The sequence below is a fragment of the Nocardia sp. NPDC058499 genome (genome assembly GCF_042719915.1).
Taxonomy (GTDB): Bacteria; Actinomycetota; Actinomycetes; order Mycobacteriales; family Mycobacteriaceae; genus Nocardia.
Genome location: NZ_JBHXMZ010000003.1, coordinates 304257 through 326226, shown reverse-complemented (window position 1 = coordinate 326226; position 21970 = coordinate 304257). Strand labels below are relative to the sequence as shown.

25 protein-coding genes and 3 pseudogenes are annotated in these 21970 nt (G+C 64.1%); 5 read left to right on the top strand and 23 right to left on the bottom strand.

Annotated features, from left to right (window positions below; all coding sequences use genetic code 11):
- Positions 1-81: 81 nt before the first annotated feature.
- Entirely contained in the window at positions 82-1206 is a 1125-nt protein-coding gene (locus ACFWPH_RS11725; protein ID WP_378750064.1) for a lipase family protein, read from the bottom strand.
- Positions 1207-1852: 646 nt separating this feature from the next.
- Between ACFWPH_RS11725 and ACFWPH_RS11720 the strand changes: the two are divergent.
- Positions 1853-2416, top strand: a pseudogene (locus ACFWPH_RS11720) (SDR family NAD(P)-dependent oxidoreductase); the annotation flags it as partial.
- Positions 2417-2534: 118 nt separating this feature from the next.
- On the opposite strand, the gene ACFWPH_RS11715 reads toward ACFWPH_RS11720, so the two are convergent.
- On the bottom strand, positions 2535-2690 hold the full coding sequence (locus tag ACFWPH_RS11715) for a hypothetical protein (RefSeq protein ID WP_378750759.1): 156 nt from the start codon (positions 2688-2690) through the stop codon (positions 2535-2537).
- Positions 2691-2880: 190 nt separating this feature from the next.
- Here ACFWPH_RS11715 and ACFWPH_RS11710 point away from each other — a divergent pair, with 190 nt between their 5' ends.
- Complete coding sequence (locus ACFWPH_RS11710; protein ID WP_378750062.1) at positions 2881-3627, top strand: esterase/lipase family protein; 747 nt, start codon at positions 2881-2883, stop codon at positions 3625-3627.
- Positions 3628-3682: 55 nt separating this feature from the next.
- Here the strand turns inward: ACFWPH_RS11710 and ACFWPH_RS11705 are convergent, their stop codons facing one another.
- The 7 genes from ACFWPH_RS11705 to kstD all read right to left on the bottom strand — a co-directional run bounded on the left by ACFWPH_RS11705 (position 3683) and on the right by kstD (position 10504).
- Positions 3683-4288 (bottom strand): class I SAM-dependent methyltransferase, encoded by a 606-nt coding sequence (locus ACFWPH_RS11705; RefSeq protein ID WP_378750676.1) that lies wholly within the window; start codon positions 4286-4288, stop codon positions 3683-3685.
- A gap of 162 nt (positions 4289-4450) precedes the next feature.
- Positions 4451-5035 carry a putative glycolipid-binding domain-containing protein gene (locus ACFWPH_RS11700; RefSeq protein WP_378750060.1) on the bottom strand — a complete coding sequence of 195 codons (585 nt, stop codon included), beginning with the start codon at positions 5033-5035 and terminating at the stop codon, positions 4451-4453.
- Positions 5036-5040: 5 nt separating this feature from the next.
- Positions 5041-5694 carry a Uma2 family endonuclease gene (locus ACFWPH_RS11695; RefSeq protein ID WP_378750058.1) on the bottom strand — a complete coding sequence of 218 codons (654 nt, stop codon included), beginning with the start codon at positions 5692-5694 and terminating at the stop codon, positions 5041-5043.
- 110 nt (positions 5695-5804) lie between these two features.
- Positions 5805-7256, bottom strand: coding sequence for an MFS transporter (locus tag ACFWPH_RS11690; protein WP_378750056.1), 1452 nt, complete (start codon positions 7254-7256; stop codon positions 5805-5807).
- An 89-nt stretch (positions 7257-7345) separates the two neighbouring features.
- On the bottom strand, positions 7346-7792 hold the full coding sequence (locus ACFWPH_RS11685) for an Rrf2 family transcriptional regulator (protein WP_378750054.1): 447 nt from the start codon (positions 7790-7792) through the stop codon (positions 7346-7348).
- Between the two features lie 124 nt (positions 7793-7916).
- Positions 7917-8780, bottom strand: coding sequence for a MaoC/PaaZ C-terminal domain-containing protein (locus ACFWPH_RS11680; protein ID WP_378750052.1), 864 nt, complete (start codon positions 8778-8780; stop codon positions 7917-7919).
- Between the two features lie 14 nt (positions 8781-8794).
- Positions 8795-10504 carry a 3-oxosteroid 1-dehydrogenase gene (kstD, locus tag ACFWPH_RS11675; RefSeq protein WP_378750050.1) on the bottom strand — a complete coding sequence of 570 codons (1710 nt, stop codon included), beginning with the start codon at positions 10502-10504 and terminating at the stop codon, positions 8795-8797.
- A gap of 104 nt (positions 10505-10608) precedes the next feature.
- On the opposite strand from kstD, the pseudogene ACFWPH_RS11670 reads away from it, so the two are divergent.
- A pseudogene (locus tag ACFWPH_RS11670) lies at positions 10609-12229 on the top strand (FAD-binding protein).
- 60 nt (positions 12230-12289) lie between these two features.
- On the opposite strand, the gene ACFWPH_RS11665 reads toward ACFWPH_RS11670, so the two are convergent.
- The 8 genes and pseudogenes from ACFWPH_RS11665 to ACFWPH_RS11630 all read right to left on the bottom strand — a co-directional run bounded on the left by ACFWPH_RS11665 (position 12290) and on the right by ACFWPH_RS11630 (position 16795).
- On the bottom strand, positions 12290-12505 hold the full coding sequence (locus ACFWPH_RS11665; protein ID WP_378750048.1) for a hypothetical protein: 216 nt from the start codon (positions 12503-12505) through the stop codon (positions 12290-12292).
- Between the two features lie 32 nt (positions 12506-12537).
- Complete coding sequence (locus tag ACFWPH_RS11660; protein ID WP_378750046.1) at positions 12538-13530, bottom strand: Rpn family recombination-promoting nuclease/putative transposase; 993 nt, start codon at positions 13528-13530, stop codon at positions 12538-12540.
- Positions 13531-13641: 111 nt separating this feature from the next.
- Positions 13642-13875 carry a type ISP restriction/modification enzyme gene (locus ACFWPH_RS11655; RefSeq protein ID WP_378750674.1) on the bottom strand — a complete coding sequence of 78 codons (234 nt, stop codon included), beginning with the start codon at positions 13873-13875 and terminating at the stop codon, positions 13642-13644.
- 46 nt (positions 13876-13921) lie between these two features.
- Positions 13922-15019 (bottom strand): annotated as a pseudogene (locus tag ACFWPH_RS11650) (DEAD/DEAH box helicase family protein); the annotation flags it as partial.
- A gap of 158 nt (positions 15020-15177) precedes the next feature.
- Positions 15178-15465: a hypothetical protein gene (locus ACFWPH_RS11645; protein WP_378750044.1), complete on the bottom strand. Its 288-nt coding sequence runs from the start codon at positions 15463-15465 to the stop codon at positions 15178-15180.
- 163 nt (positions 15466-15628) lie between these two features.
- Positions 15629-16024, bottom strand: a complete 396-nt coding sequence (locus ACFWPH_RS11640; RefSeq protein WP_378750042.1) for a hypothetical protein — start codon at positions 16022-16024, stop codon at positions 15629-15631.
- A gap of 310 nt (positions 16025-16334) precedes the next feature.
- Positions 16335-16637: a colicin immunity domain-containing protein gene (locus ACFWPH_RS11635; protein ID WP_378750040.1), complete on the bottom strand. Its 303-nt coding sequence runs from the start codon at positions 16635-16637 to the stop codon at positions 16335-16337.
- On the bottom strand, positions 16634-16795 hold the full coding sequence (locus ACFWPH_RS11630) for a colicin D domain-containing protein (RefSeq protein WP_378750672.1): 162 nt from the start codon (positions 16793-16795) through the stop codon (positions 16634-16636). Before ACFWPH_RS11630 ends, ACFWPH_RS11635 begins: the two co-directional genes overlap by 4 nt.
- Here ACFWPH_RS11630 and ACFWPH_RS11625 point away from each other — a divergent pair.
- On the top strand, positions 16778-16951 hold the full coding sequence (locus ACFWPH_RS11625; RefSeq protein ID WP_378750038.1) for a hypothetical protein: 174 nt from the start codon (positions 16778-16780) through the stop codon (positions 16949-16951). The genes ACFWPH_RS11630 and ACFWPH_RS11625 overlap by 18 nt on opposite strands.
- Positions 16952-17065: 114 nt before the next feature.
- Here ACFWPH_RS11625 and ACFWPH_RS11620 read toward each other — a convergent pair whose 3' ends face one another.
- From ACFWPH_RS11620 to ACFWPH_RS11595, 6 genes are all read right to left on the bottom strand, one after another.
- Positions 17066-17602 (bottom strand): hypothetical protein, encoded by a 537-nt coding sequence (locus ACFWPH_RS11620; protein ID WP_378750036.1) that lies wholly within the window; start codon positions 17600-17602, stop codon positions 17066-17068.
- Positions 17603-17638: 36 nt separating this feature from the next.
- A complete protein-coding gene (locus ACFWPH_RS11615; protein WP_378750034.1) occupies positions 17639-18838 on the bottom strand; it encodes a hypothetical protein in 1200 nt (399 codons plus the stop codon).
- 129 nt (positions 18839-18967) lie between these two features.
- The gene (locus tag ACFWPH_RS11610; protein ID WP_378750032.1) at positions 18968-19273 is read right to left on the bottom strand and encodes a WXG100 family type VII secretion target; all 306 of its coding nucleotides are present in this window, start codon (positions 19271-19273) and stop codon (positions 18968-18970) included.
- 21 nt (positions 19274-19294) lie between these two features.
- The gene (locus ACFWPH_RS11605) at positions 19295-19579 is read right to left on the bottom strand and encodes a WXG100 family type VII secretion target (RefSeq protein ID WP_378750670.1); all 285 of its coding nucleotides are present in this window, start codon (positions 19577-19579) and stop codon (positions 19295-19297) included.
- Positions 19580-19896: 317 nt separating this feature from the next.
- Positions 19897-20106, bottom strand: coding sequence for a DUF397 domain-containing protein (locus ACFWPH_RS11600; protein WP_378750030.1), 210 nt, complete (start codon positions 20104-20106; stop codon positions 19897-19899).
- Positions 20103-20999 carry a helix-turn-helix domain-containing protein gene (locus ACFWPH_RS11595; RefSeq protein WP_378750028.1) on the bottom strand — a complete coding sequence of 299 codons (897 nt, stop codon included), beginning with the start codon at positions 20997-20999 and terminating at the stop codon, positions 20103-20105. The genes ACFWPH_RS11600 and ACFWPH_RS11595 overlap by 4 nt, the downstream gene beginning before the upstream one ends.
- Before the next feature lie 453 nt (positions 21000-21452).
- On the opposite strand from ACFWPH_RS11595, the gene ACFWPH_RS11590 reads away from it, so the two are divergent.
- Positions 21453-21668, top strand: a complete 216-nt coding sequence (locus ACFWPH_RS11590) for a hypothetical protein (RefSeq protein ID WP_378750026.1) — start codon at positions 21453-21455, stop codon at positions 21666-21668.
- Positions 21669-21970: the final 302 nt, after the last annotated feature.

Sequence of the window (21970 nt, the reverse complement as noted above, 5' to 3'; positions counted from 1 at the left end):
CAGCCGGTGCCGCGGGATCGTGGCAGTCCCGCCGCCCGTTCGGGGTGCTGAAGTACCGGAACCGATCTGGTCTTCACGGCATCAGGGCAGTGCCGCGCAGTTCACCGGGGCGGGCACACCGGCGAGGCGATCGGTCACCCAGGGCACCGAGGTCGTCATCGACGGGAAGAACGCCACATCGTGTGTGCTGAGGAAACCCGCCATAGGAGGCACGGCAGCATCGGCCTGCAGCTGAACCGGCGTACCGCCACCGCACCAACTCGCGGCGATACCGCGAGAGGCCGGGAACATCTCGTCGTTGCGCGCCGAGTAGATCCGCACCGGCACCTCCGGAGCCGTCCCGCCGAGCCGCTGCTCATCGAATGCCTTCTTCAATTCCGGCGAGCTTTCGATCACCGCATTGATCGGCTGTCCACTGGTGGTCCAGCGGGACGTGTGCTGTGGTTGCGTGAGGGCGTTGGAGAGGCCACCGCCGCATTTGCCGATCGAACCGTTCAGGATCGCCTTACCGGTGTCGTTCAGGACGGCATCGAGTACGGGCCGGGTTTCGGGGTAATCGGCAGCGATACCGTTGAGGATCCACGCGATGGCCGGCGCGACGCCGGGCATGCCGTCGCTGCGCGCGATATATTCCGCGGGACCGACCGGGGGCCCACCCACGTAGGCGCCGCGGATGTTCAACTCGGGGGCATAGGCCGGTTGCAGTTCCGCCGCGGCCGCCGCGGCCATCCCGCCCTGCGAGTAGCCGTAGAGTACGACCGGCGAGGCGGGGTGGAAACCGCTGCCGGGCAGGTGCAACGCGGCACGGGCGGCATCCAGGACCGCGTAACCCTGGGTCTTGCGATTGAGGAAGTTGTGGACACCCGGGGCGGCGAGGTCGTGATAGTCGGTCATCATCACCGCCATCCCCTGGGCCAGCAGGTATTGGATCGCCATGACGTCGTATTCGAAAACCACATCGGCCGGCGGCTGGAACCGGACCACCTGCGACAGCATCGCCGACGGCGCGCATTCGGGGCCCTGCCCCTGCGTACCGCCCGCATAAGCCACCAACGGGCGTTCGCCCGGACCCCGCCACGGGGCGGTCGGTTCCAGATACGTGCCCACGACCGTGGTCGGGGCATCATGGGTATCGCTACTGGCATAGGTGAGCCGTGTCGACCGCACCGGAGTCGTCCCGGGCAGCCCCGGCACCGGCAAGGCCACGTGCGATACCTCGGTACGAAGAATCTCGCCCCCGGCGCCTTGCGATTGCGATAGCCCCGGTTGTGTCCAGGCGGATGGTGCGACCGCCACGGCGCCGGCGACCATGAGAGATCCCGACAGCACTGCGACCCACGCGCGTTTTCCGGACTTCATAGCGATCCTCCTGCGTACGGCTCATTCCGGCAGCTATCGAACCGAAGGGCGCCGTGAACGCGAGCGCATCACCAAGGGCTTCGAGCAGAAAACGTGGCGCCTCGACTCAATAGATCTAGATCGACTTGCGAGTATCGCCGTTCCAGCTCGGAAACGGGCCTATATGCACGTCGTGTCGCCGAAGAATCCGAGACCCGGCTCCGGCCGGTAACTGTTCGGTTCCAGTTCGGTCGACGTGGCCGAGAGCCGGCAGGGCTCGCGATCACCTGCCGCCGCTACGCCGGCAGGCGCTGGGCCGGTGCCCCACAGCTGTTGTGGGGCAGGGCGTTCATCGGGTAGCTGCTGGTTCGACCCGGTGGGGATCGACGCGGACCTGGCCGAACCCCCGGTCCAGTAGTGCCGACCGGTCCGCCTTCCCGCCCGTCCGCACCCACTCGCTGGATACGGCATCGAGCACCGCGGTCGCTGTGTTGGTGAGCAGGTCCGCGAAACCGTGCTGGTGACCGGGAGTACCGGAGGAATCGGGAAGGAGACCGCGCGAGCGCTGGCCGGCCTGGGTGCCGGTGTCATACTCGTCGGCCGCGACAAAGACCGCGCTGCCGCGGCGGTGGACGAGCTCCGCGGGTCCACCGGGAATCGCCGCGTCGAAGCGATCACAGCCGATATGTCCCGGCTCCGCGACGTGCGCCGCCTGGCCGAGGCGGCCGGCGACCGGGCCGGTGGTGTGGACGTGCTGATCAACAACGCGGGAGCCACGCGATCTCACCGGGTACTGACCGAGGACGGCCTGGAGACGGCGTTCGCGGTCAATGTGGTCGCGCCGTTCTGTCTCACGCATTGGCTGATGCCGGCTCTGACGGCAGCCGGGTCGATTCGGCGGCCGGCCCGGGTCATCAACATCACCGGCGGTATCCCGAAGGGGCAGATCGACCTGGAGAATATTCAGGGGGAGAAGTCCTACGTCGGTCTGTCGTTCTACAACCAGACCAAGCTGGCGCAGATGGTGATGAGCTACCGCTTCGCCCAGGCGCTCGACGGCACACGAGTGACGGTGAACGTGGCCTACCCCGGGCACGCCTACACGTCGATGAACAAGGACCTCACCTCACTACCGACACCTATCCTCCGGTGGCACGTTCGATCGTGCCTCTCCTGCGGCTCGCGATGCCGATCGTCTACGGCCACCGGGCATTGTTCAGGGCCATCCGCTCCAGCGTGTACCTCGCGTCCAGTCCTGAGGTCGCAGGTGTCCACGGGAGGTACTTCAACAGCAAGGCCAGGCCGGCCACGTGGCCCGATGCCGTCTTGGACCCGACCCTGCGAAGCGTCATCTGGGATCTGTGCGAGACACAACGTAACCGGTTGGCCGCGCGGTGATCGCCTCGGCGAAGCGGACAGCCGGGACGGGCTGACCGCCGCGCCTCCCACGACTCCCGTGCCGCCGCATTAGCATCCATGGTCGTTGGCTCAGCAGTCTCGGTTTCCGCAGATCGTCGGCGTCCGGCTAAAGAAAGCAGGTCGATGAAAACCTTTCTCGCGCTGCTAGTTCGAATCGGCCTGGTATTCGTATGCCTGGGCCTCGGTTCCGCGGCCGCACCGGCCGCGTTCGCCCAACCCGGCCCCGCGGCATCGAATCCCGTATTGGTGATCGGTGGATTCGACGCCGACCATGGGATCCTGGAGAAGCTGCGCGAGGCTTTGGACGAGTGGGGATATTCGGCGTATTCCATGGTTCTTCCTGCGGTGCCGTCCCTTTCGGGTGCGCCGACGGGCTCGGCGCCCATCGCCGAATCGGCCGAAGCGGTTGCGCAGGCCGTGGACGAGATCCGCCGGGAGACCGGTGCCGCGCGGGTCGACGTGGCCGCGCATTCGATGGGCGGGCTCGCTGCCCGGCACTACGTCAAGTTCCTCGGCGGCGCTGGTTCGGTGGGGACTTACGTCGATTTCGGCACACCGAACTCGGGTCAATCGCTCGGCTTGCTCTGTTCGCTGTTCTGGCCCGGATGCCTGGATATCGCGCCCGGTTCGCCGTTCCTGCGGACACTCAACGAACCACCCGCGGTTCCGCCCGGACTTCCCGCCTACCACCTGTTCTCGGAGAACGAAGGCCCGGAACGTGAGCCGCTGCCGGGCGCGACCAATGCGAGTGTTCAGGACTTCTGCCCCGGCCGGCACGTGATTCACCGCGACGAACCACGCGACGGCGCGTTCCAGGAGCTGATCGTCTCGGCCTTGCGCGGGGGCCCGCTGGCCACCAGCTGTCCGTAGCAATACTCCTCCCGGAGCGCAGAACTCCATCAGCCATGCTCGCTGGTGTGTCCGGCTAGGACGCGTCCGCCGGGACTCGCGTCATAGTGGCGAGTCGGCCTGGCGCACCGTGCTCGTGGAACCTCGTCCCGATCCGTTCCGTTTCGATCGATTCGATTCGCCAGCCGGCATTCGGCGTGAAGGCGGCCACCAACTCGTCGAGGCGGACGGGATGCGGGCCGGGTTCTGGTCCGGTATCGCTGAAGCACAGCACATACAGCGTGGCACCGGGTTCGGTTACGGCCGCCACGCTTCGTACGTACTCGACCCGCTCGCCGGTATCCAAGGCGTGGAAGAGTCCGCTGTCGAGCACTGTGTCGAACCGCCGCCCCGAACGTTCGAGGTGGAGGGCGTCAGCCGTGGCGAATTCCGCTTCGATGCCGCGTTCCGCGGCCTTGCTGCGCGCGGTCTCCAACGCGGTTTCGGCGATATCGACGCCGAGTACCGGCAGGCCCTGCGCGGCGATGAGGAGAGTGTTCTCGCCCGTCCCGCAGCCCACATCCAGCACGGCGCCGGTGAAACCGCCGGCCGCGACCAAGCGCTCCACCGCGGGTTGTGGCCCGCCGATATCCCAGGGTGCGGGCCCGTTACGGTACGACGCATCCCAGGACTGCCCGGCCATTCGTTCGTGGCTGGTCGGGGTCCGGCCACCGAATCGGTCGTCCGGTCCTGTTTGTCCCGGCAATTTCGCCACCTCCCGGATCTGCCGTGGCCGTCCATCGTGGCACGGCGAGCGGCACTTCTCGCGTATTCCGGCACCCGGAGTGAGCAGGAGCGACCCCGATCAAGCCATACGCGAGGCGATTCCGGGATAGTCCAGGACGAGGCCCGCCGCGTCGTAGACCAGGCGACACGAGAAGTCGAAAGCGGGCGCCGCATAGTCGAAGCATCGGCCGGTTCCTCGGTCGGGTGCGCGGAGGTACTCCTGGTCCAGCCGTTCGACGGACAGATCGGTGGCCCGTACATAGGCCGCCGGCGCCACGGCGCGTGCGCCGATCGGCAACAACGTCCGGTGGACGGGAAACGTGTTGGTCATCGCGGAGGACTCCAGATCCACGTCGAGGCAGCCGTCCAGGTGGGACGCCGGTTCACCGTTGACCTGCCAGTGTCCGGCGCCGTCGGCCTCGAGCAGTACGGTGCGCCTGCCGGCTGCGGAACGGCCGGTCACGCGCGCTTTACGGGTCCGCCAGGCCGAATCCACCGCGATGTCATAGGCGACGAACCATGTGCGGCCGTCCTCGACCGCGGTGGTACATCCCTCGATCCGGTGACCACCCTCGACCGGTTCGAAGTAGGAGACCTCGAAGCCCGCCCTCGCAGTTCGGTGCGACCATGCGGCCGTTGTGGGGAGGGCGGAAAAGGACGTCACGGGCTTCAGTATCGGAGCGCAGACCACGGGATGGTGATAGGGAACGGGAACTCGATCCGGACACCTTCTCCACCGGCGGGGGTCCATTCCCCGGCCATCAGGTAGTTGGCCTCGTGCAGCGGACGTACTCCGGGCGGCAGGTCGCCCGGCCTCGTTTCGAGCGCGTAGGCGCGGATCATGGCGATCGCGCTTTCCTCCCGTGCGAGTGTCACTTCCCAATACCACGGGATGCCCGCACCCGCGTATCGGGCTTTCTCGGCCTCCATGTCCGACTGTGTGTTCGACGGTGACAACACTTCGCCGACCAGCAGGGTGTCGGGGACGCGAATATCCTGGTAAGGCGAGCCCAGGCATCGGTGTACCAGAAAATCTGGTGTCAGGAAGTCGGACTTGCCCGCGGCCCCGAGGAAGACATTCGTCTCGGTCGTGACTCGCCAGCACTGGTCCGGCGTCGTCCGGCTGATCTCGCGGGTGTGTTGTTCGAGCGCCGCCCACAGCCGGTTGGTGAAAACCTGATGTTCGGCCGGCCCCCGGCGAACCCACACCACCCGCCCATCCCACAGCTCGATCTGTGCCGCGATCTCTTCGGGCAGTTGCTCGAGCTCTTCCCAGGTCATATATTCCGGGAGTTCAGGCCGTTCGATACGCGGCAGGGACATGTCCCTATGGTAAGCGGGAATCTGCACGCGATCTGTTCGAGAATCCGGCAAGAGGTTTGGAGTTCGCATGTCCGAGTTGCCGAGGAGGTCGTGACCGGTCGCCCCGACTCCTACAGGGCGTGGCCGGGGCCATCGGCTGACTCCCGGCGCCGGATGTCTACCGAAGTGGGGCGCAGCCGGAGTGCAAAGAGCAACGCGATACCCGTGACCGCTGCCATCGCAAGGAACGCATCGGAGTAGGCAGCCCCTTCAGAGCCGCTGTAGATAGGGTTGAGGGCGGTGTTCGCGCTGTCCTGCCGGGTGCTGACCAGCACACCGAACAGGGCGGGGCCGGTTCCCGCGCCGAGGAACTGCGCACCCTGCAGGATCCCGATTCCTGCGCCGGTCTGTTCGGTGGGCAGTTCGCCGGCTGCGGTATCGATGAGGGTTGCGAGTACGAGGATGAAGCCCAGGCTGATCCCCAGGATGCCGGTGCCGGCGGCGACGACCGATCCGCCCGCCCAGCCGGACAGGAACACCGAGGACAGGCCCGTGAGGGCGAGCCCCGCCGATACCAGGGTGGTTGTTCCGAAGCGACGGGCGAGCCTGCCGAGCAAGGGGGAGAGAGCGGCGACGGCGATACCGGCCGGGATCATGACAAGGGCTCCCGATCCTGGCGTGAGCCCGTGTACCTCCACCACCAGCAGCGGAACGAATACAAGTCCGCCGAGATTGACCGTCATGGCGAGGAAAACGACGAGGACCGCGGTGCGGTAGGCCGGGTTGGTGAACAGGCTGGGCGGGATGAACGGGTGGGGTGCGCGGGCAGTGCGCCACCCGAACAAGGCGAGTGCCGCGATCGCTACCACCAGGCTGCCCCAGCAGGTGACCGCCGCGAAGCCGGAGACCTGCGCCTGTGTCATGCCGAACAGGGGTAGCCCGGCACCCAGACCCAGTAGGGCACCACCGAGCAGGTCGGATGGTGTTCCGCTCGCGGGGGCTTCGTCCGGCAGAATTCGCCACACCGGGATGAGCAGAGCCGCCGCGACCGGCACCATGATCCAGAACAATGCCGGCCAGCCGAACAGCTGGCCTATTCCGCCGCCGACGGCCGGCCCGGCGGCGGTACCGATACCGGCGGCCGCGGAGACGACTCCGATAGCGGCTGTCCGCTTTTCGGGCGGTACGAGGCGGGTGACCGCGACGACCGAGAGCACCGGTATCGCTGCCGCGCCGGCTCCGGCGACGATCCGGCCGCCGACCAGGGCGGCCAGTTCCGGTGCAAGCGCGCAGATCAGGCTCCCTGCGGCGTAGGTGGCCAGCGCGGCGGCGAAGAGTCGTCGCAATCCGATTCGGTCGGCCAGGCGGCCGTAGAGGGGAACACCGATCGCGAACATCAGCAGGAAACCGGTGACGATCCACGCGAGTTCCGCTTCCGACGCGCCGAAATCGGCGCCGATGGACGGCAGCATGAGGTTGACCATGTCGCTGGAGGTGACGGTGACGAGTACCGCCGCCATGAGTACCGCAAGAAGCGCCGGTATGGAGCGGCTGCGCTCTGCTGTGATGGGTCTGCCGGTCATATCGGTGATCCTCCGCAATTAACTGATACTGAATTGGTTGCAGTTAGGGTGAGAAAATGGCGGAGGGTGTACCTCCGCCGGATGTTCGATCAGCGATTCGGTAGTGCGAGCTCGCGTTCGATGGTCAGTACCCGCTGGACCAGATGTGCGATGGTTGTCCGGCCGAGACGGTCCTCCATCGCCTGCTCGGCCTCGCGGAACTCCGTCTCGAGCAAGGCCTGCATATTCCGCCCGACCTCGCACTGCCCGCTGGGTGGGTGTGGGTGCCGGGAAAGGAGGGGGCCCACCTCGACGGCGGTATAGGCGTCGAACAGGGTGATCTTGTGGGAAGGACGTTCGAGTGACCAGCCGCCACCCCTGCCCTCGGTGGATCGCACCAGGCCCGCGTCACGTAGGTTGCCGAGGATCCGCCGGACGAGCACCGGGTTGCTTGCCAGGCTGTCCGCGATCTCGGCGGAAGTCAATGAGCGATCCTCCCAGCGTCCCAGCATGGTGAGGGCATGAATCGCCACCGCGCTCCTGCTGCTGACGCTCATGCTGAACCTTCCCCCTCGGCGGAAACTGTAATCAACATAGTTGCAGTTTCCTCGGTGTGCAACATCGGACCGGAAATGCCTGTGGCCGACAACCTTCAGGTCATCGGCCACAGGGCGGGACGCGTCAGTCGGCGTAGGTGAGGACCACGTCTCCCAGCACCGGCGCGTCCTCGCGGTCGACGGCCGTAGCGCTGATGGTCAGCTTGCCCGGTTCCTGCCAGATGCGTGACCGCAGCGTCTCACCGGGGAACAGGACCCCGGCGAACCGCGCCTTGAACCCGGTGACTTTGGCCGCTGCGGATTCCAGCACCGTATCGGTGGCGGTTTTGCAGATGATCCCGTACGTGCAGAGACCGTGCAGGATCGGTGCCGGGAAGCCGGCGCCCTTGGCGAATTCCGGGTCGGAGTGCAGCGGGTTGCGGTCGCCGCAGAGGCGGTAGAGCAGCGCCTGCTGCGGCAGGGTCGCGGTGGTGACATCGAAATCCGGTGCCCGGTCGGGGAGTTCGGCCTTGTTACTGGGGCCGCGTTCGCCGCCGAAACCGCCTTCACCGCGGGCGAAGATGGAGGACCGTTCGGTCCACAGGGCTTCGCCGTCGGAGCCGGTGACGGTGAATTCCTGCACGATCACCGCGTTGGATCCCTTGTCCCAGATCTCGCTGATCCGGCCGGTGCGGGTCGCTTTACCCGAAGCGGGCAGCGGCCGGTGCACCTGGATCTCCTGTGCGCCGTGCACAACCTTCGCGAGGTCGATATCGACGCCGGGGAACTTCACCTTCGGTGGGTCGGTATCGCGCAGGGTGTGCGCGACGGTGGCGAAGGTGGGCAGGACCTGCGGTTCCCGATCGTCGAGGTAGCGCAGTTCGGCGGGATCGGTCCAGCGGTGCCCCGCCCCGATACCCAGGTGGTAGAGCGCGATATCGGAGGCCGTCCAGGAGAATTCCTTGCTCGGCAGTTCCGCGCCGAGCGCTACCTGTGGATCGATGGGCATAACTTCTCCTCGGCTCAGGCCTCGGCCGGGGACGTGGCGGACCCGGCCTTCTTGCGGTCGATGATGTCGTGGACGGCGAGGTAACCGAAGGCGATGGCGGGGCCGATGGTGGCGCCGGGGCCGGCGTAGGTGTGACCCATGACCGGGGTCGACACGTTGCCGGACGCGTAGAGCCCGTCGATCGGGGTGCCGTCCTCGCGGAGTACGCGAGCCGCGGTATCGGCGACCAGGCCCCCCTTGGTGCCGAGATCGCCGGGCACCATCTTGGCCGCGTAGAACGGGCCCTGGACCAGCGAGGCGAGGCACGGGTTGGGTTTGACAGTGGGGTCGCCGTAGTAGCGGTCGTACTGGCTGTCGCCGCGGTTGTAGTCCTCGTCCTTACCGGAATCGGCGAACTTGTTGAACCGTTCGACGGTCGCGGCGAGCTTATCGGCAGGAACCCCGATCTTCTCGGCCAGCTCCTGCAGCGTCGCGGCCTTGACGATCAGGTCGTTCTCCATCCAGCGCGACGGGAACTTCAGGCCCGGCTGCAGGCTGGCGAACATGTACCGGTTGCGGTAGCGCTGATCGAAAACCAGCCAGGTGGGGATGTTCTCGCCCGGGCCCTCGCCCTGCCCGTATTCACCGCCGTACATGGTGTGCACGGCCTCCACGTAGGGTGCGGATTCGTTGCCGAACCGCTCACCCTTCGGGTTGATCATGATCGAACCGGGCAGGTTGCGTTCGGACAGCGCGAACCACGGCTTACCACCCTTGAAGATGGTCGGACCCCACCAGGCGTCCTCCATGAAGCCGATCGCGGCACCCGCGTCCATACCGGCGAGGATGCCATCTCCGGTGTTGGTCGCGGCACCGGTCGTCCACTCAGTGGTAATCGGCTCCCGCTGGTACTTGGCGCGCATCTCGGCGTTGTGCTCGAACCCGCCGCTGCCCAGCACCACACCGTGGCGGGCGGTGAAGCGGACGGTTTCGCCGTTGTGGGTCGCTTCGACGCCGGTGACCTTGCCGTCCTCGATCACCAGTTTGTTCATAGGGGTGTCGAGCAGTACGGGCACGTTCGCGTCCATCAGACCCTTGCGCATACCCGCGATGATGGCCTGACCCATCACCATCAGATGCTTACGGGTGAACTTGGCCCAGTAGGTGCGCACGCCGACCCGCAGTGCCCGCAGCATGCCCTTGGGGTGGCGGCGGATCAGGTTCAGCCGGACGAAATCGGCCTGTGTGACGGCGACGTTCAGCGGAGCTTTGGAGTAGGGCGGGTGGATGTTGAAGCGTTCGTCGCCGAGGATCATGGCGTTGAACGGTTTGGGTTCACAGGACCGGCCACCGGCCCGGCCGCCGGGCGCTTCGGGGTAGTAGTCGGAGTAGCCCTTGACCCATTCCATTTCCAGCGGGCTGTTGGCCAGCACGAAATCGAGGGCTTCCGCACCGCGGTCGATATAGGTGTCGATACGTTCGGCGGGCACGACGTCGCCGATGATGCTGTGCAGGTAGCGCCGCGCTTCCTCGCGGTCGTCGGGACCGCCGGTATCGCGCAGGGCCTTGTTGCCGGGGATCCACACCCCGCCGCCCGAGCGCGCGGTGGACCCACCGTAGTAGGGCGCCTTCTCCAGGAGCACCACACTCAGCCCGTTGTGCGCGGCGGTGAGGGCGGCGGTCATTCCGGCGGCGCCGCTGCCGACCACCACCACATCGTATTCCCGATCGTTCATGTAGAACACGTTATAGAATGATGCGGCTGTTGGTCTATGTTGTGTGGCAGAAGACTTGTTCTGTCGCGAAAACGGCAGCGAAACTCGTTTCAATTTTCGGTGGAGTTGGCTATATGGCGCAGGAATGGGACCTGACCGCGGACGTGGTCGTCGTCGGATACGGAGCGGCCGGCGCTGCAGGCCACCGAGGACGGTGCCCAGGTCCTCGTCCTGGACCGGTTCACCGGTGGGGGAGCGACCGCACTGTCCGGCGGGATCATCTACGCCGGCGGCGGAACCTGGGTACAGCGCGCGGGCGGGGTCGAGGACACTCCCGAGCAGATGCTGGCCTACCTGGAACGTGAGGTCGGCGATGCGGTCGCGCCCGCGACCCTGCGCCGGTTCGTGGACGGCAGCCCGGCGATGATCGACTGGCTGACCGGTCACGGAGTGCCCTTCGAGGCGTCCCTGTGCCCCTACAAGACCTCGTACCCGAACAACGACTACTACCTCTACTACTCCGGCAGCGAGATCTCCGGCGCCTTCAACGACATCACCCCCGCCCAACGCGGCCACCGGGTCAAGGGGTGGGGTACCTCGGGGAAGAAGCTGTTCGCGCCGCTCGCCCGGTCCGCGGCGAACAAGGGCGTCCGGGTCGAATCGCTCACCACGGCGACCGCGCTGCTCACCGACGACACCGGCGCCGTTGTCGGGGTGCAGTGCCGGACACTGCGCGATGCGCCGGCCCAGGTGCGCGCACGATACATCCGAATGGCCGCCGTCGCGGCCAAGCCCGGCATCTACTACCCGCCCCTGCGTCGCGCACTGGAGAAACAGCTCGCCCGCCTGGACCGCCGCTACGGCGCCACCCTCCGAGTACTCGCCCGGCGCGGTGTCGTCCTCACCGCGGGCGGTTTCATCGCCAACCGGGAAATGGTGCGCGCCTACGCCCCCGCCTACCAGAACGGGCTGGCGCTGGGCAGCTCCGGTGACGACGGCAGTGGTATCGAAATGGGTCGCAGCGCCGGCGCCGCCACAGCCCGGATGGGCAATGTCTCGGCCTGGCGCTTCCTGCTGCCGCCGAGCTCGTTCGCCGGTGCGCTATTGGTGGACGGGAAAGGTCAGCGAGTCATCGACGAAACCCGCTACGGTGCCGCGGTCGGTGCCGCCCTGATCAACCGGCACGACGGTATCGGTTTCCTACTCGCCGACGAAGAACTCATGCGGAAGGCGATTTCGCAGATCGGCCCGCAGGCGGCCTGGTTCCAGCGGATGCAGTTCGAGGTCATGCGGCGAAAGGCTAAGCGAGGCAAGACTCTGGATGCCGTCGCCGCCGCGGCGGGTATCGACGCGTCAGGTCTGCGAGAAACGGTCGCCGCGCACAACTCCGCATACGCCACCGGCGCCCCCGACCCGGTCGGTAAACCCGCCGACTATGTCCGTCCCGTAGGGGCGGGGCCGTACTGGCTGGTGGATGTCTCGATCAAACGAAGCCTGACCAACCCTTGCCCGATGTTCACCGTCGGCGGGCTGGTCGTCGACGAGGACACCGGCGCGGTGAAGGGCGCCGACGGCGCCGATATCCCGGGCCTGTATGCCGCCGGCCGGACAGCCGCCGGAATCTGCGTCAACTCCTACGTCAGCGGGCTGTCCCTGTCCGACTGCATTTTCTCCGGCCGCCGCGCAGGTCGCAGCGCGGCGGGGGAACAGTCTGCCGCCACCACGCCTACTACCGCCCGTCCTGCCATGGAATGACGAAGGGAACAGCCGCCCGGAGTATCGCCGCACAAGGCCGGAGGGCGCTCTGCGGCCGGCTCAGTCGGGGACGAAGACCTCGTCGATAGTACTGGCGGTGAGTACGCGGAGTGCCCACGTTTCCCGTTCGTCGGTGTCGGCGGAGCGGACCCGGTGGACCGTTTCGGCGGACAGCGTCCCGAACTTGGCTACCGCCAACTCGAGCAGCACCCACGCCGCCCCTTCGGCGTATCCCTCGGCGTATCCCTCGGCGCGGAGTCGTTCTGCGGTGGTCACAGCTACCTCCTTGGCTCGCGGACCGAGTTGATTCAGGCGGGTGTGAAGATCTCGTTCAGGGTGGCGGCGGTGAGTGCGCGCGTCATCCATGCTTCCAGTTCGTCGGTGTCGGCGGAGCGCACCCGGTCGACCGCCTCGGCGGGCAGTATCCCGTATTTGGAGGTCAACAGCTTGAGCAGCATCTGGGCTTCCCCTTCTGCCCGCCCTTCGGCGCGGCCTTGGGCCCAGCCTTCGACTCGGCCTTCGGCGCGGAGTCGTTCTGCGGTGGTCACAGCTACCTCCTTGGCTCGCGGACCGAGCTGATTCAACAGGGCTTGTAAGTCTTCGAGACCGGTATCGCCCTCCAAGAAAATGTACTCGAATACCCGCCACAGGTCATCCCCGGTCAACGCGTTCAAATCGGTGATAAAGCGTTGCAGATCGTGGCCGAGGTTCGTGTTCTTGGCGGTGATCTTGTGCAGGACCAGTACCAGCCGCGCCGGTGGGGTGAGGTCACGGGCTTGGATCGCGGCGATATCGACCTGGGACAGATCGTCGAGCAGGATCTTCAAGCTCGGTAGGTGCTCGGCGAGTTCGGCTCGAGCCTTGTCGTCGATATCGATCAGCTCGCCCAGTTCGGTCGGATAGTTCCACCGCTCGCCTCTGGGCCCGGAGTGCACGACCAGCGGGATGACAGCGGGTAGGGCTTTGCTGTTCGGGTGCGCGTCGAGGTGCTGGGTCCAGGTCATGAGTATGTAGCGCAGCATCCGCATCGGCATGAACCGGTCCGGGCACGACTGGTGCTCGACGAGGACATATACGTAGGCGTCGTGGCCCGACAGGTGGGTACGGAACAGCAGGTCACTGTAGAACGCGCGCAGGTTCTGCTCGATGAAACCGGCCGGTTGCAACTCCAAACAGTCGAAGTCCAGACGTGCGGCGAGTGGTTCGGGCAGGTTGGCGCGCAGTATGCCGGCGATCTCCGCTTTGCGGGAGCAGATCGCTTTGAACAGCCCATCGTGTGGACTCGACGATTGCACGGCCATAGCCGGTCAAAGTAGCGGCGGGTATCGACAGAGTCGGCATCGCTTCCGGCGCGGCGACACCCGGCGCGCCGACCGGTGCCCCACATACGCCATGCCCAGAGTGCTGCGGTTTCAGCCTTGCTCGAGCGCGTCGACGATGCGCATCGTTTCCACTGCGACGGTGGTGACCCGTTTGATCAGCTCGACGATGTGGGCCGGGTCGTCGTGCTCATCGCACCAGTCGTTGGGGTCGTTGGTGATACCCGAGGATTTATCCGTGGTGACCTGGTAGCGGTCGATGAGCCAGGCGAGGGCCGAACGGGAGCCGAGCATGTATCGGTCGGCTTCGGCCGGGACCGCGGTGATGGTGACGTTCGGGTTGTAGATGATGGTGGTGCGGTCCTCGGTTGTCGAACAGGCGCGGGGTCGCCGTCATATAGAGGCGTCGGCGCGCCTTCAGATAGTCCGCATCGTGGACGCGTACGAAGTTCGACTCGTCCGCACCGGCCAGGGTGACGCCGGTAGTGCGATGGGCCTCGTCGCACAGCACCAGATCGAAATCGGTGACCCCCTGCGCCTGCGCTTTCGCCACCACCGGCAGCGACTGGTAGGTGGTGAACACCACGGTCAACCCGCCGGCATGCTCGCGGCGGCTCATCTCCGCCGCCAGCACCGCCGCATCGGTGGTGACCGGGATCGCCACATCGTGCACACCCATATCCTCGGCCGCCCGGGAAACTTTCGTATCCGAACACACCGCGAACGCCCGCAACTCCATCTGAGTTTGCGCGGTCCACTCCCGCAGCGTCTGCGACAACAGCGAGATCGACGGCACCGCGAACAGGACCCGGGCACTGCCGGCGTTCTCGGTGGCGGTGCGTTCGGCGATCTTCAACGCGGTGAACGTCTTTCCCGTCCCGCACGCCATGATGAGCTTGCCCCTGTCGGCCCCGGCGGCGAAGCCGGCGAACACCTTCTCGATCGCCTCGATCTGATGTTTGCGGGGATCGTGCCGCTTGGCCTCGGTAAGCGTGACCTGCAGTTCGCCCTGCGGCCACGCGATATCCCAGTCGATCGGGGAATCGGCGATCTCGGCCAACCCGATCCGCTGCACCGGGATCGACTGGCCGGCGAGCGCCTCCTCGGCGTTCTTGCCCCACCGGTCGGTGGTGGAAATGATCACTCGGTTGGTGAACGGATGTTTGCCCGACGCGGTGAAGAACGAATCGATATCGCCCTTGGCCAGGGTATGGGTCGGCTCGTAGAACTTGCACTGGATCGCCGTGAACTCTCCCGTGTCCCGCTGCCGGGCCACCAGGTCGATCCCGGTATCGGGGCGGCCGTCGCGTCCGGGCCAATCGGTCCACCGCCACACCGAGTCGTATTCTTGCGACAGCAGGGGATCGAGCTCGAGGTACCGCACCATCAACTGCTCGAACTTCATGCCCCGCTCCGAATTCGACGGAGCCTGCCGAAACGCCTCGATGACCTCGTGAACCGAACGTGACACCCTGACCCCTTGCTCTCCGTCGACACCCACCCGTCAACCGCACAATACGGCCTGGTCGGCAACCGCATGAACAGTACCGATCCAGGACGCCGGTCACCACCTGAGTATGGCCGGCGACGGGCTATATCTCATGGTTTCGGCGGTGGCTTTTGGGGCGATCATTGCTTATCGGCCTGTCCGCCACTGAATCGTAACACCTTGAAGTTCTCAAAAGCGGTGGAGCCGATTTCCGAAAGATCCCTCTTGAAGGACTCGATTGTATCGACCACTTCCATTTCGCCGGTCGCATCGAGTTCATACAGCTTATATGCAATATAGTCGGCATCTGGGTCGCTGCCTCGTTCTCCGAGCTTCTCCATTACCAGCAGTAGCCCATCGGCTCCGCCGTGCTTCGCGAGAACTTCTGCGGCATCTATCTGCATCGTGACAATTTCGTCGTCCAGCATTTCATAGAGTCGACTAATCGCGCGGCCGTCGGAGATGAAATCAGCTAACCCAAATATTGCCTCGTCCCGAACGAGCGCATCTGCGCTCCGGGACCGATCCAAGATCTCGTCGAGGGTGAAATTCCTGTTTTCGGAAAGCTTGCGCCAGTCCCTGAGTTTGCGGTTACCGTTGGAAGTTACCGCCGGGCTCGAATTGGGGCAGTGCTTCACTCCAGATGCGAACAGATCCCCAATCCCCTTCTATCCGGTAGCCGTCCTCGAGGATTTCCAGAACGTCTATATTTCCGTAATCTACCTCACCGGTCGCGTCGCGGTATGGTTGAAGTGTGCGCTGCCTCCATTCGATTCTTGTAATGCTGTCGAATAGCAGCTCGCTCCTCATATAGCAGTACTGCTCGCCAGGGTTCGGGTCCGTATACCCAGGGCTCTTCGGAGTGAGCACAGCATCAAGTTCGAACAGAAGATAATCTTCACCTTCCCACACCGCCAGGACGTAACTATCCTCAAGGTAGACTCCGGAAAGTTTTTCGAGACTGGAATAGTCTGGGGTCGTAATCATCTCGGAACTCTTCGGCTCCTATTATCGTTATCAGAATTTGCTGATCACTAGGGTTGGGATCATGGATTCGAAATTCTTTTACGCTGATCCACTGCCAATTCGGGTTGCCTCCTTCGGGGAACTGGAAGTGGCGAAAGTTGATCAGGAACGATCCTTGGTATCCGATGTTTGTCGTCGAGTTCAATCGGTATACCTTCTCTCGCATTTTGGAATCCTACCCGCCGAGTACATGCCAGCGTTTTATTGGAACCCTTGGAACCCCATTGAAGTCCAATGTCGGGCCGCGTGGCCGGTCACCGCCTGTCCAGGATCAGGGGTGTTGTCCGAACAGCTTTCTATAGGCCTCTGATGCGCGGGTTCTGAGTTCCTTCTCGTCTATTCCTCCGACTTCTTCACGTCGGGTTGGGTCTGACACGTAATCGTCTACAGATGCGAATAGCTCGTCTAGTATATCGAAGTCTGGTCCGGTTACTTGGTTCTTGTCATTCTTGAAGTGGTAAAGGTAGTTGTGTTCGAATTCGTCGGCGCCCGACTTGCCGGATAATAGAGACTCCAATATGGGCTTGTATCCCGCGACCATTCGTGCAATGGCAGCACTACTGTCAGTCATCATCCACCGCCAAGTTTTCCTCGATCGAGTACATTCTGTTTTTGCCCCTCGCTCAGCTTCCATCCCGATACAAATTCTCCAGAAGGAGATTGTACAACAACGAGTCCGCTATTCGGATTATAGTTCAGGATTGCGGGGTTACCATGGTAGGTTCCGTCGATATGGAGGGTTCCGGGATCCTCGACGTGTTTTGTTACAGCATCGTCGAAGGTGACGGCGGCGCCGCCGACGCCGAAGGACAGGAAGGAAGCAGCGACGGCGAAGGCGACGGTGACCAGCGCGTAGTCGAAAACTCAGACCGCCGTCAGTCAGGATGAAAAGGGATAATTGTCCAGTTCAGTCGTCCGCGGCGACAACAAGCATTATTGATTGTAGATCTCGGTCTATAAGGTAGACTCCGGAGAGTTTTTCGAGACTGGAATAGTCTTGAGTCATGGTAAATGCGTGATAACCTCGATCTTTTGAAGAAGTCGATAGCTGAAGTCGGCGCCATATTCTACGCCATCGAAGCCCTGAAAAACAAATTCTTCCCAAGGGGGGAACCCGTCTGTGCAGCGAAAGGTGCTGAAGGTGGCTTCGAAATCGTCGACCGCCACACTCCATGGCGCCAGCTTTTCCGGTAAATCCATCTGCGGCCTGGTGGCACTGGACGCGCGTTCAAATTTTGCCATTCCCCAGAATCCGCCGTCGTTTTCTACATAGAAGTTAAAGTCGGGCCATAGCTTCAGCGGATGAAGCAGGCTCGTGTTCGATTTGGAAACGGGAATATTTAAAATCGAGGCCAAATTCAGGAAACGGTCCGGACCGAAACCGAGAAAGCCTTTCACTCTGCGAGAGCGGGATTCCGCTTCGCTCTGATCGATCCCCAATGACCTCAATTTATGCCGTTTGATATTCGCGTTTCGCCTCATGCTCATCAGGAGATAGATCTCGAAGTCCATTGTTCCGGGGATGGAACCTTCTGTCACCGGTTCTCCAATCGTTGATGTCTACTGCTCGAGCTGTTACAGGAATTCCGTTACGTTACCTCGCGCGGCGACCACGGTTCCGTCCGGCTTGATTATCATAACCAGTTTATGATGCGTGGAAGCTGGAAGGAGCACAGTGCCACCATCCCGCGCCGGTGCTGTACCCGCGTTCTCGCCGAAGGCTGTTTCGGTGGCAACTACAGTCGCCGCGACTGCTTCGTCATGGGATAAATTCAACTCATTCAGCTTTGCCGCCAAGTATTCCGGGTTCCTGGGTTCGGAATCCTTTGGACGTGACTGCACTTCTTCGCCGATCTGCTGCGCACGTTGTCGAACCTCCTCGGGCGTCAGCTTCTTTCCGGCGGCTTCGACGGTGTCTTCGGCGGTTTCGATGGCGTCGTGGAGGCGTTCGAGTTTGGTGCGGCTGTCGGTGGTGTCGCGGGTGAGTTTGACGGCTTTGCGGACGCCGGCGATGGAGACGATGTGGCGGAGTCTGGCGATGACGTCGTTGACGAGGTCGACGGCTTTGCCTGCTCGGACGGCGGTGACGGCGGCGCCGCCGACGCCGAAGGACAGGAAGGAGGCGGCGACGGCGAAGGCGACGGTGACCAGGGCGTAGTCGCGGAGTTCTTCGGCGAACCAGCCGAGGACCTCCTGGAGGTCGACCTTCATCTTGTCGTGTGCGCCTTCTTGTGCGGTGCATTCGTTGGCGAGGTCGGTGAAGGTGGCGATGAGGTCTTCGGCGGCGGCTTTCATGACCCGTAGGTCGTCGTCGATGGTGTCGACTTCCGGGGCGGTGACAGTCTGGAACAGGGTGGCGGCGCGTTCGAGTTCGGCGGGGAGGTTGGTGATTTCGGGGGCTTGGGCGATGGCTTTCCAGATGGTGGCGGCGGTATGGAGTTTGTCGGTGTCGCCGTCGGGGACGGGCAGGTCGATGCCGATTTTCTTGGCGAGTTCGAGGCCGTCGTCGACCAGGCCGCTACCGGGACCCCCGGCCGAGGGCGGTGGGACCGGGCAGGAGGAGAACGCCAGCGGGGGGTTAGGTGGTTTGGCCGGTGGTGGGGTGCCGGTGCTGGGTTCGTGGTCGGCGAGGGCGTAGGTGTGGCCGATCTGATTGAGGGCGCTGGTGTAGCGGTCGGCCAGCATGGCCAGGGCGGTGACGAGGTTGTTGGTGCCTTGGACCTGTTCGTCGTAGGAGCGGGCCCATTCCTTGCCGGGGCCGACGCTGCCCGCCATCTTGCTGGTGGATTCCAGGCCTTTGAGTTTCCCGGCGTAGGTGGAGAAGAAGGCGGATACGGCCTGGTTGACGATCTTCGCGGCTTAGTAGTAGGTGGCCGGGTCGACGTTGATGACGTTCATCGACGGTTATCGGGGGCCGAGAATACGCGCCACGGTGTCGAGGGCGGTGGTGTAGCGGGTGTGGGCGTCGGCGGCGGCCTGGCGCATGGCATCGACACCGTCGTTTACGTCGGTGGCGCCGGTTGCCCATTGCCGGTAGGCATCGGATTGGGCGCGGGCGGCGTCACCGGTCCAGGTGTGTTGCAGGGCGTCCATGCGTTGCTGGAGGCTGGTGAGGCTGTCGTTGAGGAAGCCGACGAAATTGCCTGCGCGGGCGGTGAGGTTGTCGAGTTGGCCGAGGTCGACCTGAAAGGCTTGTGAATCGTCGGGCACGATGGATCCCCCGGGGTATGGCTAAAGGTTCAGCGATGGGAAGCTCTGGGAATTGGTGTCGTCCTGTTCGACGAACGATGCGGTGGTGACGCCCAGGAGTTCGGCGATGGTCGACAATGCTTCCAGTACCTCGACAGCGCCACGTTTGGTTTCGTCCCAGCCGGCGCGGTAGGCGGTGGCGGAGTGGCCTTTCCATACGCCGAGCACTGCGTCGATATCGGTGTCGAGGGAGTGGAGGGCGTTCACCAGCTGGTCGGCGGTGAGCTGAACGAACTTACCCGCATCCAAGACGTGGTCAGGAACCACCTGCAAGCCCGGATCCGCTGGCCCCTCTGACAAAACGTCCCCCCGAACTCATCGAACAATCGCTGTACCAACATTACTGGCACGGCGGGCACTGTCAACCGAACGGTTACGACCCACAGATAGCCCACATTGCGCGGACTTCACGGTGGTCGCTCAGGGGGCGGTCGAGGAGGTTGTTCTGGAGGTGGGCGGCGAGGTCGTCGGTGGTGGTGGGGACCACGTTAAGAACTATCGCCCCGGACACAGACCCGCACCACCAAAGTGCCTGTAATGCCAGGTCAGGCATGGTTCGAATTAGGTCACGAGAGCTTCCAATCTCATTTTCGTTTGCTGAACTTGCCGGAGCGCGCGGATGCAGTGAAGGCAACCCAGGTATCCGCCGCGAAGGCCAGAGCCGGGCCCGACGCATTCTTGGAGTCACGAACGCCGACAAGGTCGCCCTCCAACCAAGCCACCTCTACGCATTCGGTCTGGCCGCTGCTGTGGCTGCTCTTGAACCAATTGGCCTTGGAGGCTTCGAAACTCATGCGGTGAAACTCCTCGCTGCTTTCCTGAGCAACTCACGTGATCGCGCTTCGTCGAGAGCTGCTGTTCGAACTTCCGAAGCGATTTCAGTGTAGCGACGGATGTCAGCTGGATTCTCCAGGTAGAGGTCCGGCTTTCCGGCACCCTCGAAGTAAACCAAGGGCGGCTCGGAGGCGGTTCCCTTGGCATCTTGTCCGAAATTCAGGATCATGAACGCGCCATGCAATAGGCCGTGAGCGCATCCGCTGGTGAACGGGTGTATCAACAGGCTGACGTTCGGCCGCTTGCTCAATTCGGCCAGGTGATGGAGCTGCGCGGACATGGTCTGCGGAGAACCGATCTGACGATGAAGCGCTGATTCGTGCAGGAGAACTTCGAGTTCGACAGGTGCCGCACGGCGAGTCACTGTGGCCTGCCGTCTGACCCTCAGATCCAGCCGTCGGGCTATGTCCTCGTCGTCGTGGTCCTTGTAAAACGCGCTGATCAAAGCGCGTGCGTAGTCCGGGGTTTGCAGCAGGCCAGGCACGATTTCGTTGTAGATGACCATCTTCTGTGTGACCGTCTCGAGCTCCACGTACATGTTGAACGTCGGATCACTGTAGAGCCCGGCGAATGCCGTGTACCACGACGTCACCTTTGCCTGTTCCGCCAGGTCGAGCGCGCGCAGCGTTTCATCCCCAGTCACCTCGTACAGCTCGCACAGGCCGCGCACATCGAGCGCGCGGATCTTCTTGGTCCGGGCGGTCTCGATGCGTTGTAGCGCCGCCTGACTCAACTCTGCCAGCGCAGCCGCCTTCGCCAGGCTCAGCCCGATCGCCTCGCGGTGCTCGCGCAGGAATCGACCCAGCTGCCGCCGGGGCAGGGTCGATGGGTCGGCCCCCTCGTCACTGGTCATGCCCGTCCCTCCATCCGAACCGAAAACGAATCATTTGGTACCCCGAAATCGAATCGATTCCGAATCGAGGTTCGAATCACGTTCTGGGGCTTGGCACCAACTTGATTCGCATACCCGATTCGGCTTGGACCAGCGTATATCTCATGGTCTGCTGTGGGCAGGTGTTCGGGAGAGGCAGTTACCGGCCGGCTCCATCCCGAACCCGCAGCGCCGCAATGTGGTCGGCGGCCGTACTTCGGGCCGTGCCTCGTTGCCGCATGCCGATTCGCGATTTCTCCACTACATGTCTCGGGAGGGATAATGCTGTCCACGCCTGTCCGCAGGCCGCCGGCCTTGCGGAGACCCGCCGCCATCGGGTTCGTACGGGCCGAGATTTCGGTTCACCATGCATACCGTCACGACTGTGAGATCCGTTGGCATGCTGGGCAGGCCGGTTACCGCTACCTGTCTACCGTGTATCCGCCGACCGGCGGGGCGAACCCGCTCGCCTATATCCGTGCCCGCGCCACCGAGCTCGGCGCCGGGGTGATCATCGCCTTCGATCTCGGCCATGTCGACAACCAGCCCCACCTGTTCTGCGACCTCGGTTACCGGCTGGAAACGGTATGCCCGCACCAGGTGTGGACCCCCAGCGTCCCGCCGGTCGTAGCGGACGTGGCCTCGATATGAGCGTCTGGAACATTCTCTCGTCGATTGCCCTGACCGTCGTGCTGTCCGCAATCGCCGCCACGGCTCTCGGCTGCGCCTGGCCCACCGATCCGCCGCTCTCACTCCAGCGACTCGAACACCGCCCGCCCCGCCGGCACCCATCGCACCGGCCGATCGGCGCCATCCCCACACCGATCGCCTGGACCTGCGGACTGCCGGGGGTACCGCTGAACCTCGACGACGCCCACGGCGCCATGCGCCGCCACCGCAATCACGACTGTCCCCGTAAACGTGCCGCCTACGCAACCCTCGTCGCGTACGGC